The organism is Dendronalium sp. ChiSLP03b, from assembly GCF_034531165.2.
In the GTDB taxonomy this organism is placed as follows: domain Bacteria; phylum Cyanobacteriota; class Cyanobacteriia; order Cyanobacteriales; family Nostocaceae; genus Dendronalium; species Dendronalium minutum.
Map to the genome: position 1 here is coordinate 1 of NZ_JAVRBR020000045.1, position 13,824 is coordinate 13,824.

At 41.2% G+C, this 13,824-nt stretch carries 12 protein-coding genes; 5 read left to right on the forward strand and 7 right to left on the reverse strand.

Translation table 11 applies throughout. The features are described from left to right. Positions 1 to 170: 170 nt before the first annotated feature. The 6 genes from RMY31_RS11160 to RMY31_RS11185 all read right to left on the reverse strand — a co-directional run bounded on the left by RMY31_RS11160 (position 171) and on the right by RMY31_RS11185 (position 6,370). The gene (locus RMY31_RS11160; RefSeq protein WP_322667282.1) at positions 171 to 791 is read right to left on the reverse strand and encodes a GDSL-type esterase/lipase family protein; all 621 of its coding nucleotides are present in this window, start codon (positions 789 to 791) and stop codon (positions 171 to 173) included. Positions 792 to 953: 162 nt separating this feature from the next. Then, positions 954 to 1,283: a ribulose bisphosphate carboxylase small subunit gene (locus RMY31_RS11165; protein ID WP_322667281.1), complete on the reverse strand. Its 330-nt coding sequence runs from the start codon at positions 1,281 to 1,283 to the stop codon at positions 954 to 956. Positions 1,284 to 1,327: 44 nt separating this feature from the next. Beyond that, positions 1,328 to 1,735, reverse strand: coding sequence for a RuBisCO chaperone RbcX (gene rcbX, locus RMY31_RS11170; RefSeq protein WP_322667278.1), 408 nt, complete (start codon positions 1,733 to 1,735; stop codon positions 1,328 to 1,330). Positions 1,736 to 1,829: 94 nt separating this feature from the next. After that, complete coding sequence (locus RMY31_RS11175) at positions 1,830 to 3,260, reverse strand: form I ribulose bisphosphate carboxylase large subunit (protein ID WP_322667275.1); 1,431 nt, start codon at positions 3,258 to 3,260, stop codon at positions 1,830 to 1,832. A 957-nt stretch (positions 3,261 to 4,217) separates the two neighbouring features. Further along, positions 4,218 to 5,273, reverse strand: coding sequence for a hypothetical protein (locus tag RMY31_RS11180; RefSeq protein ID WP_322667273.1), 1,056 nt, complete (start codon positions 5,271 to 5,273; stop codon positions 4,218 to 4,220). Positions 5,274 to 6,100: 827 nt separating this feature from the next. After that, the gene (locus RMY31_RS11185; RefSeq protein WP_322667271.1) at positions 6,101 to 6,370 is read right to left on the reverse strand and encodes a PEP-CTERM sorting domain-containing protein; all 270 of its coding nucleotides are present in this window, start codon (positions 6,368 to 6,370) and stop codon (positions 6,101 to 6,103) included. Between the two features lie 714 nt (positions 6,371 to 7,084). On the opposite strand from RMY31_RS11185, the gene RMY31_RS11190 reads away from it, so the two are divergent. After that, positions 7,085 to 8,212: a two-component regulator propeller domain-containing protein gene (locus RMY31_RS11190; protein ID WP_322667269.1), complete on the forward strand. Its 1,128-nt coding sequence runs from the start codon at positions 7,085 to 7,087 to the stop codon at positions 8,210 to 8,212. Between the two features lie 156 nt (positions 8,213 to 8,368). Next, entirely contained in the window at positions 8,369 to 9,139 is a 771-nt protein-coding gene (panB, locus tag RMY31_RS11195) for a 3-methyl-2-oxobutanoate hydroxymethyltransferase (protein WP_409877840.1), read from the forward strand. A 393-nt stretch (positions 9,140 to 9,532) separates the two neighbouring features. Here panB and RMY31_RS11200 read toward each other — a convergent pair whose 3' ends face one another. Next, a complete protein-coding gene (locus RMY31_RS11200) occupies positions 9,533 to 11,035 on the reverse strand; it encodes a Rieske 2Fe-2S domain-containing protein (RefSeq protein ID WP_322659750.1) in 1,503 nt (500 codons plus the stop codon). A gap of 75 nt (positions 11,036 to 11,110) precedes the next feature. Between RMY31_RS11200 and RMY31_RS11205 the strand changes: the two genes are divergently transcribed. The 3 genes from RMY31_RS11205 to RMY31_RS11215 all read left to right on the forward strand — a co-directional run bounded on the left by RMY31_RS11205 (position 11,111) and on the right by RMY31_RS11215 (position 13,757). Then, positions 11,111 to 11,245, forward strand: coding sequence for a hypothetical protein (locus tag RMY31_RS11205; protein ID WP_322659747.1), 135 nt, complete (start codon positions 11,111 to 11,113; stop codon positions 11,243 to 11,245). 236 nt (positions 11,246 to 11,481) lie between these two features. After that, positions 11,482 to 13,323: a tetratricopeptide repeat protein gene (locus tag RMY31_RS11210; protein WP_322659745.1), complete on the forward strand. Its 1,842-nt coding sequence runs from the start codon at positions 11,482 to 11,484 to the stop codon at positions 13,321 to 13,323. Between the two features lie 206 nt (positions 13,324 to 13,529). Further along, positions 13,530 to 13,757, forward strand: coding sequence for a transposase (locus RMY31_RS11215; RefSeq protein ID WP_322659743.1), 228 nt, complete (start codon positions 13,530 to 13,532; stop codon positions 13,755 to 13,757). Positions 13,758 to 13,824 lie beyond the last annotated feature (67 nt).

A 13,824-nucleotide genomic window follows, 5' to 3' on the forward strand; every position in this document is an offset into this window, starting at 1 on the left:
AAGCCTTTCGAGGCTTTAATTTCTAAGTTTTGGCTATAAATTTTAGTTACTGTTAGAAAATAAAGGCTCAAAGCTTGACTCAATCAAAGTTTCAGAATCTTGCTTCGATTATTGTTTTCCGAGAGTGACAAAAGAAAGCTACATTTTTAGAAAGTCTTTAAATAGGAAGTTTAAGGAAACCAATTTAACCAAGCATCCCAATTTTCCACAATTCTGGCAAATTCTGCATAACCTCCTGCTTTGGGATGAGCGCCGTCATTGGCTCTTGCTTCATCAATCCAAATATTAGATTTTTCCAGTATTGGCAAAACATCTAAATAAGGTATATCCAAATCCTCACAAACCAAAGCAAATTGTTTAGATAAATCGCTAGTTCTCTTATTTCTCTGGGAGTCTTCCTGTTCTGCATATGGTGCTGGGCCAACCATCAAAACAGGATATATTTGTTTAGCCTGACTTAAAATTTTACGGGTATTTCTGATTGAATCTATAAAGTCTACACGAGTTTTACCGTTCTCTACTGTTGTGTCATTTAGACCAAAAGAAAATACTACTCTGCCATAATATTCTTTGGGTAAGCGAACTGATACTTCCTGGAACCATCGCTTTTCTATATCAGTACTTGTGTCCCTTCTAATTCCCAAATTATAGTATGTTATCTCATAACCTTGTTTATTAGCCTTAGTACAGATTCTGCCTGCCCAACCCAGGCATTCTGGATCTCCGGTACCATTAACAAAAGAATCACCAACAAAACAAATTCTTGCTTGTGGTATATGTAGTAAATTCATTTATAGTAGTTCTCAATTTTCTGTAATACGTTCTTAGTTAGGAAGTCAGGAATCAGAAGTAATTAAAAAAGAGAGATAGTTAATTCTACCTCTCTCATCTTAAGTGAGTTTAAAAGATATAAGGAAAAAGAAATTTATTTTCTCTTTGACCCTTTGTCTTTTTTAATATCTGCTGGGTTTGTGAACAATAAAGCTGAGAATTTGGCACTGCTTGATGTTATCAAAACCCACAACGCGGATGTAGTTACTGGAATATTGAGAACGGCAAGATTGAACTTCATTCAGCACTTCTTGAGTAGTTTTAGCGCCAAATAAAGGCAGCTTCCACATTGTCCAATATAATTCTGTTGGCTCAGAAGTTTCGTTAAACTCAACCGCTGGAATGTAACCTTGGCTCAGGATGTACTGAATCTGCTTGGCAATTTGAGCATCAGAGAGGGGAGGCAGATAAGAAAGGGTTTCGTAACGACGCTCTTTTGGTAGAGTTTGCATGGTTGTTGATGATGGTTTGAGATTTTTACTAATGAGTTGACTGACTAACTCGATGAGTTATCCAAATTCGGCTCTGAGATTGCTTGCTGTTCTGATTCCGGACTGGGGTTTGATAAATTGAGTTGCGTGATGCGTTCTAAATGCTGGCGACGTTGTTCCATATTGGACTGCTGAATACCAGTGCGAACCATTTCTGGTAGGAATTCGCTGATTTCTTCGGCAATGTGTTCTCTAACAGTCATAATCCGCAATCCTAAATCTGGCTTTTCTTGGAGCAGTTGCTCAATGTATGCTTCTCCATCATGAATTTTATCGGCGGAAAAGTTATGCAGCCAAAGTTCCAGAGGAGGATTTGTTTCGCTCAGCTGTGCCAGTACTGTTCTCAACGCCTGATATGTCAGGTAGCGTTGGAGAGTCTTGGCTGTGTCCTTCGCAATTTGCTTAAGATTCATGCTTGACCCCAGCCCTCAAAAGTTATGAGTTATCAGTGAGGAGTTATGAATTAATGTAACTCCTAATTCCTAACTTCTAACTCCTAACTAGATATCAGACAGTATCCATTGCCTCGAACTCAAACTTGATTTCCTTCCAAAGTTCGCAAGCAACTGCCAATTCAGGAGACCACTTGGCGGCTTCGCGGATAACGTCGTTACCTTCGCGAGCTAGGTTGCGACCTTCGTTACGAGCTTGGATACAAGCTTCTAAGGCAACGCGGTTAGCGGTTGCACCAGGAGCGTTACCCCATGGGTGACCAAGAGTACCACCACCAAATTGTAGAACGGAGTCATCACCAAAGATTTCTACCAGTGCAGGCATGTGCCATACGTGGATACCACCAGAAGCAACTGCCATTACACCAGGCATAGAAGCCCAGTCTTGAGTGAAGTAGATACCGCGAGACTTGTCTTGCTCAACATAGTTTTCGCGCAATAGGTCAACGAAGCCCATTGTAATGCCACGCTCACCTTCCAACTTACCAACCACAGTGCCGGTGTGGATGTGGTCGCCACCGGACATCCGCAGAGTCTTAGCCAAAACGCGGAAGTGGATACCGTGGTTCTTTTGACGGTCGATAACGGCGTGCATCGCGCGGTGAATGTGCAGCAACAAACCATTGTCACGACACCAACGAGCTAATGTGGTGTTAGCGGTGAAACCTGCGGTCAGGTAGTCATGCATGATAATGGGCTGTTTGAGTTCTTTAGCGAACTCAGCCCGTTGCAACATTTGTTCGCAGGTGGGGGCGGTAACGTTCAGGTAGTGACCTTTGATTTCGCCAGTTTCTGCTTGAGCTTTTTGGATGGCTTCAGCAACGAACAAGAAGCGATCGCGCCATCTTTGGAATGGTGCAGAGTTGATGTTTTCGTCGTCTTTGGTGAAGTCCAAACCACCGCGCAAACACTCGTATACAGCGCGTCCGTAGTTCTTAGCAGACAAACCAAGCTTGGGTTTGATGGTACAACCCAGCAAAGGACGACCATATTTGTTTAATTTGTCGCGCTCAACTTGGATACCGTGGGGAGGACCTTGGAAGGTCTTCAGATAAGCTACAGGAATCCGCAAGTCTTCTAGACGTAGTGCCCGCAAGGCTTTGAAACCAAACACGTTACCTACAATCGAGGTCAACATGTTGGTTACGGAACCTTCTTCAAACAGATCCAGAGGATAGGCAATGTAAGCAATAAATTGGTTATCTTCGCCGGGAACTGGTTCGATATCGTAGCAACGACCTTTGTAGCGATCTAGGTCGGTGAGCAAGTCTGTCCATACAGTTGTCCAAGTACCAGTAGAAGACTCAGCCGCTACCGCCGCACCTGCTTCTTCATAGGGAACTCCGGGCTGGGGTGTAACCCGGAATGCCGCCAGAATATCTGTATCTTTTGGTGTGTAATCGGGTGTGTAATAAGTTAGTCTGTAATCTTTAACCCCGGCTTGATACCCAGATTTTGACTGAGTCTTCGTTTGAGCGTAAGACATATAATTCCCTTCCAAGAACTCACTCTTTTTACCGATCAAATTACGTTCCGTGCAACTTCCTCTCATCCCCATTCATTCCCCCCAACATTAGGGCAAAGATTAAGGAAAAATTCTTTTTTAGAGGTTGTCTCTGGCAGAGGGTAGCCATTTTTATGCGACAAACATTTTAGTTAAAAATGCTCTGCCCACTTAGGGGTGCATAACCTATTGCTTCTGCTTTTCCCTCATCCCATGAATAAAAATTCTCTTTTATCTCTTCCTCTTACCCCACTAAATTTTCTCAGTTTCGGCAAAAACTCCATATTCTGCGGCAAGTATTTGATTATTCCCCTACACATCGGGGTTATTGGGTGAGTGAGCTTGCTAGCACACATTCCCGCTTTCGTACTTCTGCTATCTTCCCTATTGACAGGAATCAATGCTGGGAGAGAATTTGCTTGACGGAGATCCAGTGGAGTGATATATGAAAGATAAAAAAATTGCACACCACGTAATTTGTAACTTGTCTCACAATATATCAAGAATTCAATAAGTTATTCTTTGAAAGTTTTTAACTTATTTATTTAAATTTGTTATTACATAAAGTTTTAAACATTTTGTTAAGAATAATTTACAAAAGTAATCTCTAACTGTATGGAAGCTGAAAGGGAGATAAGTAAGAGGCTTAGGGAAATCAATGAATACTGAATTGTTAATGTTGCAAAAAATACATTTTATGGAAAATCTCATCAAGTAACCGAACAAAACAAATTTTCCACTCACTTTTGACTTAATAAAAATTTAAAGCGTTGCATATTTATACGATATATGGTCAGTCGCCAAAGCTTATACGATCCTCTCTTCTACCCTATCTTCCAAGTTAGAAGGGTTAGAGAGGATCGATATAAGAGATATTTTTAGTTAGGCTAAAGTCAAATTTTCAACTAGCCAACTAAAAGGTGTGTCATTTCAAAAGGATTAACCAGTAATAGAATCCTCGTAAACAGCTGCAAAGCCTTCATAATCTGCTCCAGCAATTCCGCCAGCCGCAGCAAAATCAACTCGACCAAGTAAGAAGGCACTTGCTCTGCCATCACCTATGCCTAGACCTGCTGCATTGAAATCATCTAGATAACCGTATCTTGTGATGCCATTTACAACTGAGTCTGTAGGTTGGATTGCTATAACTTTTCCGTCCTCTAGCAAAGCTACCAGTCTTTGACCACCAGGATTTGAGGTGGAAACTCTAGTAAATGCAAGTCCAGAATCTAAGTTGAGAGCAAGAGGTCTGTTGTTTGCCAAACTACTGTAAAGGGCGATCGGAGCAGATAATTGGCCAGTAAGCAAATCGACTTTGTAAAGGTTGTTCTTGGTCGGGTCACTTGCAGCGTCATCTGTAGTTCTGATATCGCTAGCAAGAGCGCGATAACGACCAGGCATGAGATTATCAACAGCTAATCCATCAGCATATTTTCCAGGATTAGTGGGTGTAGTTCCCGCTATTTCAGCAGCAGTAGGAGTACTGTCTACAAGGCTAATAGTTCCAGGAGTAGACGTAGTGATTTTGTAAAGAGAGCTTCCTATTGGCCCCTCATCTGGATCGTCATTTGAGCTAAGGTTGTAAAGAACAACTGGCTGAGAACTTACTGAGAAATCACGCCCAAAGTCAGCACCTGACTCAGTACCAAAACGATTTAGGTTAGATGGAGTACGTGTTGGAGTCACTATAGATGCTGAACCAAAAGGTCTATCAACAGGGCCAACTCGAATAGCGAGATCGGGATCTGTACCTGGTTTTGGTTCGTTAACTGCACTGACCCTTCTGCTAACGGGGTTAGTTCCTAAACCTTCTAGTTCAAAGCTAGCAGAAGTACTAGTTGGAACAGTAACCAAGCCTACTAGCTCAGGAATAACAGTAACACCAGACGATCCAGCAGGAGGGATAGCGAAACGAAAAACCTGCAACTGGTTTCCAGCTAAGCTAGGGTCAGCATCAGTGTCTCCGATTGTGTAGCCGTAATAACGCAAAACCATGAGATTTTCTCCTTAATTCATTTCTTGAAACTTCAGCAAGCATTCCAATAGCTGCAAATTTCCCTGTGACTGGAAGTGTGGACAGCATTTGTGCAACGAGCGACCTTGAAACCCCTACAAAATAAGCTGGACAACCACCGTAGTAGACGGATTTACTAATATCAAGCAAGTGGTATAGAAACTCTCTTGCAGTGCAAAAATGTCAGCAATACACTTATTTGGCTACATAAGCAAAGCTTAAAGACTAGATTGTTTATCAAACTTCGCTTGTATAGCGGCGAATTCTATTCGCTAGGTTACGTTTGCAAAATTGGAACGCCAATTAAAATTTCGACTATTAAGAGGCAAATATAACTTGATTTAAAATAGCTGTATTTGATAATTGAACAACGAAGCTTCAAACTTTATTAAAAGTTTTTAGAGTCTAAAAAATTGTCAATATACCAGTTATATCTGATTTGTGAAAGTTACTTTTAGCGAAATATTAAGACGCTAAAATAACAGATAACTTCACAATTGATATCAGATAGCTATAATAACTTCAAGCCTCTATATTTTGCCTTTTAAAAACCGAATTATGGCCGTCTTTACCTGGGTTTTAAGTCCAAAAGTATAATATTTGTCTACAATTAAGAATAAATTTTCTGCTTTTTAAGGTTTAACAATATTCTGGTTAAGGTTTAGTATTGATTATTTTATATTAAATACTAATTATTCTATTACTATTAAAAGTATTTATCGCTCTACAGGCAAACGAAAAGATACACTATAAATCTTGATAAAACTAAATATGAAAAATAATTCTTTTTTCATATGCGTAAATAGTATTATAGTAATCTGGATGGTTTCTTCGCTTTTCGTTGTTGAGACAAAGCTAGCCCTAAGATTGCTGAAATTAATAACGCACCACTAGCTGAAGGTTCAGGAACTGCTAGTGCTGTTTGCTCTTTCGTGATTACATTAATTTTTAAAGCAAAAGTATCAATGCCATTGCCAAAAGCTCCTAAATCACCACTGCTCAATCCTATATCAAATTGTCCGAAAAGCTGAGTTGGCGTACTGCGATCGCTTAGTTGGAGCAAATAAAAGTCTATCAAATCAATAATACAACAATGTAAAGCAATAAAACTTAGTTTGTTAAAAATTCTATCTGTATCTTAGCAAAGAAATTTTAAAAGTCAATTTATTTATTAAAAAAATCTAATAATAAAGAACCGATAATTTTCCTTGGAGAATTGTAGCATCTATATATTGACAAAAAATATTCATCATGAAGTGAAAGGTAAATACTGGTTAGATTTTCTAAAATATACTTATATGGAATTTTAAAGAATAATTTTTTTAGTTTTCATAACTTATTATTAATTCTTTGTTTGTAAGCATTAATTTTTATACAATAACCGTTTCTTTATCTGTCTGAAGCTAAAACTTTCAGGAGTTACGGAAAGGTAACATGTTTTCATTCTGTTCTCTTAGAGGTGTTGCGAGAACGGAAACGATAACGCGAACGGGAATGCATTCCATCAACGCAACGATTAGTTATTGTTGTGTCAGTCCTGATTAAAAAACTTGAGCGAGTATTCTACTAGTTCTAATTACGTTTAAAAGCAGAAGAATATCAGCAGATAACAAAGTTTTCCTAAAAGTGCAATTTAATCAAATTGGGGGAACACTGAAATCAAGCCAAAGCCTATTGAGGTATTGGCTATTCACAGAGGGTTGAGGAAGTCGTGCGTAGCGTATAAAGCTATTTCTTTCACGCTTCGCGCTTCCAACCCCAAAAGGAAAGTGTTTTCAAAGGAAATAAGACCGTGGTATTGTTTCACAAGCGTAATAGTTTATTGATTACTTCTGTCTTGCTGGGGTTGATGGCTCTGCCAAGCATTGGCGTTGTAGTAATGGCAAATCCAGCGAGTGCAGAAAAAAATAGTAGTAATCTGCCGTCAAAAAAAACCCCCGACATTAAACCATCCGAGTTAACCCCTTCTTATCCAGCTGCTGCACCGCCGCCACGAGTAGACCCTTTACCAGATGAACGGAGAATTGAAGAGCGATCGCTAGACGTAGATTATCGTGTTAACAACTTGCTGGGAGATTTTGCAGGCAATCTCTGGGTGGGTTCTTGGCGGGGATTATCGCGGATTGACCCCAACACAGGGAAAATTTTAGCTCGTGTTAGTTTACCAAATGTCGCTATTGGTGCTTTAGCTCAAGATAAAGTCGGACGTTTGTGGGTGGGAAGTTATGAGGGGCTGATGCGAGTTGACCCCCGCACGAGCGAAATTACAGCACAGAATTTATTTTTACCTTCCAAGCGGGTGTTGTCGCTGTTGCTTGACAAACGGGGTTATTTGTGGGCAGGAACTGATAATGGTTTAGCTTTAATTAGTCCCGACCAAGGCTTAATTATGACAACATTAAAAAATTTGCCTGGTGTCAGTGCCAATGCCATGACTTTAGATGCTGAAGGTCATGTTTGGGTCGGTACTCTTGATGGACTGGTACGGGTTGATAGCGCTAAAGCTGCGATCGTGAAACGGATCGCTGATTTACCAGGAACGACAGTACAAGCCTTAGCTATCAGTCCTGAAGGATTAATTTGGGCGGGAATGCCGAATAATTTGCTAGTTATTAATCCCAAAACTGGTGCAGTGCTAAGGTCTGTAACTCGCTTGCGTGGGCGTAATGTTACAGCAGTGTGCTTTGCGAAAGATGGTAGTATCTGGGTCGGTACTAACAATGGTTTGTTACGATTGAATCCAAATACAGGAGCTGTATTAGACAGTGAAGTTGCCGGACTTCCTTCGAGCCGGGTTTTAACCCTTGTGCCTGATGTCGGCAATAAATTGTGGATTGGCACAAGTGAAGGTCTGGCTTGGTTAATGCCCAAAATGGGCAGTGCAAAACCCCATCTTGCTTTCAGTCGCGCTGTGAAGTAGGGATTGGGGACTGGGGACTGGGGACTAGGTAAGAGTTTTCCTAATACTTAATCTTCTAAACTTAATCCCAATACCAATCCCCAATACTCAATCCCTAGTAGTCCTCAATACCTATATACCCAGTCCCAGTCTCCAATACCTAATCCCTAATTGAACATGGCAATCACTACCCAGCAATTAATTCAATGGAAACAACAGGGACGTTCAATTGTGGCATTGACCGCATGGGATTATGCGATCGCCCAACTCCTCGACGCTGCTGGTGTAGACTTAATCCTTGTGGGAGACTCAATGGCAGTAGTTTTAGGGTATGAAACAACACTGCCAATTACCTTAGAAGAGATGCTGTTCCATGCCAAATCTGTACGCCGTGGTGTTAAACGAGCATTAATTGTTGTAGATTTGCCATTTTTAACGTATCAAGAAAGCTTCCAACAAGCGATGCACTCAGCTGGGCTGATACTTAAGGAAACCGGTGCTCAAGCAGTCAAGTTGGAGGGTGGCTATCCAGCGATGGTAGAAACTATTGCTCGGTTGGTACAGGCGGGAATTCCGGTAATGGGTCATGTAGGTTTGACACCCCAATCAGTACATCAAATTGGGTTGCGTCAACAAGGGAAAAGCCAAGAAGCAGCAGAGAGAATTTTAAATGAAGCGATCGCTCTCGAACAAGCGGGTGTATTTTCTATAGTGTTAGAGCATATCCCCGCAGATTTGGCCAACCTAGTTACACAAAAATTGAGTGTTCCCACCATTGGTATTGGTGCAGGTCCCCACTGTGACGGACAGATTTTAGTCACCTCTGATGTCCTTGGTCTTTCTGAAAAGCACCCACCCTTTGTCAAAGTTTATACAAATTTGCGCGAGACAATTACCAAAGCCGTGCAGGATTATACTGTGGAAGTGCGAGAGCGTAAGTTTCCGTAATAACTCACCATTGGCGCAATCGCAAGTAATTGCGTAATTCGTGGAAGTAATACCAAGCAGCTGTGTTCATAAAAAGTTATTTTCCAAGCAGTTCTAGCAGTGTTAAGTAGCCATTACGATTTACTTATACCAATAATGTATGAAAAATTTCTCCTTCATCTCCCCTGCCCCTCTGCCCCTCTACTCACAAGTGTAGGTTTTTAATCAAGCAATGAGTAATGACTATAAAACTAACGCTCTAATCATCATTTCTTCTACCCCTACACCCTTACATCCCCACACCCTTACACCCTAAAACCAGGGTTTTAGGAACAAAACGTAAAAAACCTACACCTGTCAGCTGCCCCTCTACCCCTCTGCCCTTCTGCCTTCTGCCTTCTACTTATTTACATATCAGTCATTGTGGCTGTGTTCAAACTCATAAACATAAAACAGTCGGCTTAATTTCTGAAACAAGTATCCTACCACTGCAAATAGTGCTGCGCCTCCAAGCGCCCACCAGAATCCTGTAGGAGGAAAAACCGTTAAAAGCGGTGTGGACATTTGCTTTACAACTGCTAGCGCAGCCTTTACCGCTATAGCCCTTGCATCCACAATTACAGCTAAACACAAAAAAATTACAGCCAACCCATAAGCCGATACATAAAGGCGTTTAATATTTTTCAGAGCATCCTGGCAAACTTGGCAATGTTGGGTATGGGTTGTCCAGACATCAAAAAGCTTTTGCTTCTCTAGTTCTTCTAGAGAAAGATTGGGGTTACACCCAGAAGCCCAAGGGATACTACCTCCAGCTTTTTTCTCCAACCACTGGCGAAACGTAATTACCATTTTATCTTGAGGATTGGGTGTATAAACTGTATCCAGCCATCGTCTGTTATGGTATTTGGCTAGAGTTGTCTGTTGGTAATGAAGAAACACCATATCTTGGTGTAAGAATAGGGATGACAAAACATGACCTAGCCAAGTTGGCATTGGTAGACCAAAGATTCCTAACCCTTTAGGCATCTTTCCCGCCTCATTCTTAACTAACACCTGGCAGCCAATATGACGACACCATCCCGGACGGGTCGGGCTTGCATATAATGCCAGAATGAGTTTGCCACCATCAACAGAAGTAGAGACAATTCTCATATGACAAGGTGGTTGGAAGTCATGAACTGCTTGCTCAATTGTGGGCGCAGTCGGTGTGATTTTAAAAGAAAATCCTTCTTGAGTAGACATCTGCTTGATGCAAAGCATGTCATAATAATTAGCATCTTGATACCGATTGCCGACAAGACCGTGGTGAGAGACAGGTACATGGGCAGGGTCAGCTACGTTCTCCATAAAAAAGTCCCATCCATGGGGTAGGTCGCGGATATTCCAAAACAGATGTACTACTTTATCGGATATATCCTCAAGCTCTGGAATAATTCGTGGTGTTCTTAATTGGCTTTCAAGCTGCGCTTGAGAACCTGACTCAGCCCAAACCCATAGTAGACCTTGGCGTTCTTGTGTTGGATAGGTAACAGCACATGACTTTGAGTTTGAGCAGTGCTGAGAAGATGTTTGCCGATCTTTTGACTGGGGAATACTAACGCAGTTTCCTTGTGAATCAAAACGCCAAGCATGGTAGGCACATAAAAGTGTGCCATCAGACTCAACACGCCCTTCCGAAAGAGGAACTAGTCGATGGGGACAAGAATCTTCAAAGCAAGACCATTTGCTAAAACTGTCTCGCCACAAGACAAGATCCTTTCCCAGCAACTGTATTGCATGTGGGCGAGATGGATCTAGGAAATTTACAACTGCTACTGGATACCACTGCTTTGTCCATTGGAATATTTCTTTGTCTTGTTGATTAAATTGTTCGATCGCGTTACCCGTATCGCCTTGTAAATTGGTATTAGTAGTCATGAGTGTTCCTTTGACCTTTTTAAACTAATAAGCCTGTTTAATATTTAATATAGGTGCAATCCGATGTAGCCTCTGTTGACTGGCAGATGTCCTGAGTGTGGTACAAAGTCTGAACGGCACTACATAGCTCGTGTTCGTTGGGATTGTCCTAACCCAGAGTATGGTTGGTTGAATGATAAAGTTGAGAGCGATCGCTTGATTGTTAGCTGACAAAATAATGGATTATTTAATTGCGATTAGAACTCTCCAACAGTCAAATCCGAACTTGGCAAACTTAATAGAAAGTATAAGTAAAAACCAGTCCAATCAAGCTCATCCAAGGACAAATGATTAAGGACGATTCAACACTAACCGAGAATTATTTACCCCTAACCCGCAATTCCTTATTCCTAATCTCCTCTACGACACTAGAATGGGAATTGACGTGACCTTCTTCAGCAGCTAACGTGTCAGAATCTCTGCCATTGCGCGATCGCTATCTCGCCCTCATCGACGAAATTATCCAACTTACCCTCCAGGGAAAGATTAGCTCTGGAGAAATGGTGTATCAAAAATTGCAAAAAGGTATCACTTCCGGTACTGGTGAAGTATTTGAGTTGGCTTTGAGCGATCGCTTCAGTGCCATCCAAAGCCAAGTAGATAGTGAAAAAGATGAACTCAAAAAAGCCAAGGCTACCCGGAGTTTGAGGGCAATTAAGACCATTCAAACCCAATGGCAACGCTATGGAGAGCAAAACAAAGCCACAGAAGCGATCGCCACTGCTGCTAGAGAAATTACCACAGCTGCACCGGATGAGCGTCTGGCGACATTTTTACGTTTTACTGACCCGAATCAAAAACAGCTATTGAATGTCCAACAACTACAACAGTTGTCAAAAGCTTTACAACAATTCGCTCAGGCAGATTCTGATTTACAGCAACTATCTCAAGGTATTACCCGTGGTTTAGCCGCATGGCAGCGACTACAAGACCATTTGCTCAGTTGGATGTACGAGCAAAATCGCGATCTGGGATTTGGCGGCGTACCTGGAGAACATGGCCCTTGGGCAACTTGGGCAAAGCAAGTTAAAAGTGAGTTGCCTCAAGCACTGTTTCACACTCTAGCAATGGAACAATCTGCCATTGAATTTGCCGAACAGCAAGGCAGTATGACTCTGAGTGACTGGGTTGAAATGGCATTGGTTTTACAGTACGTGCAACGGGGGCTAGTCAACTGGTTCGACCAACAAGCTTACAACGTCCAGGCAGGCTCAAAGTTGTCGATTTCTACGTTCTTGACATTTGCAGTGATTTGGAGTCAGTTAGCAAATGGTTTTGGTAGTACGCCAGCGTACAGCAATGGGGCTTCTCAAATCATGCTCCAGATTCTGCGAAACTTTGCTCTGCGTCCATATTTTCCTCTTTACGGTGGGATTTTCGCTTCTTTTTCTGGTAATTATTTGCGAGATGCTTTAGATTATCTGGATGAACCGCTGCGACAAGTTGAGAAAACCCAGGAAAAAGCACGAATTTTGACACTTTTAGGCTCTTCGCAACGTGCTTTGGGACAATACAAACGTTCTATCCAGTTTCACCAGCAAGCGCTAGAGATAGCCAGAAATGCAGGCGATCGCCCCTGTGAAATCGCCAATCTCAATCACTTAAGCCGTACTTGTGTGCAAGAGCAAAATTATACTGAGGCAATTAACAACAGCCAAAGGGCATTGATCTTGAGTCGCCAAGCAGGCGATCGGACAGGAGAGGCAAATGCACTAGTGAATTTGGGTTACAGCGAAGTCATGGAAGCCCAAAAGCAGGAACAGCTAGAACCAGAAACCTATGAAACAGCAATTAATTATTTAGAACAAGGTTTAAAGTTATCGGAACAACTAGGAGATATTCAAAGTAAAGCTTTATGTTTTAGTAGTTTAGGCATTGCTTATTTAGTGATTGCACAACTAGAAACTGCTATTAAATATCTAGAAAATGGTTTTAAGACAGCACAAATTTCCGGTGACTTGTATCTTCAAGGACGGAATTTAGCTTATTTAGCAGATGCTTATTATCGTCTGCAAAATTCTGAAAAAGCTATTTATACAGGTAGCTTAGGAATGTATCTTTTAGAGCAAATTGCCTCTAATGAATGGCGGCAACCAGCAGGTTTGTTAACAATTTTACAAGGTCAAATAGGAGTAGAGAGTTTTCAAAGTTTCTTACAGCAACACAGAACTAAGATTATCGCCATTATTGGTGTAGATGGGTACGATTACATTCCACAATTGTTAGAAGAATATAAGCGAGACATATAGTATCAAGAATTATAGCTATTTTGGTCATTCATTTCAGTTGATTTAGGACTGCTTTGGTTTACAACCAGTCCAAGTACGTTTGTAAATAAAGCCATGTATGAATTTACTGGCACAAGTTGACCAACTAAATATTCTTAAAACCAGAGCTAAGTATACGTTAAATTCATTGCTATAAATGAGGGATATGAATTTTCTGTACTTTCACAATGGCCCGTCCTCTACGCAATTTTCAATTAGGTTTTTGTTATCACATCACTACGCGCTGTAATAACCGGGAATTTCGTTTGACACGGTTTGAATGCCGTGAAGTTTTACTTTATGCTATCAAAAAGGCCCAGCAAAAGTATGAGTTTAAAGTCTATGCTCTGTGTATTATGAGCAATCATGTACATTATCTGCTATTGAGGCGAACTGCTATAAGCCCTCAGTGCTAGGTATCGGATCTATGAAATGTTGATTATTTCGTTGAAAAGAAGGCTGTAATAAATATTTATAAACTTC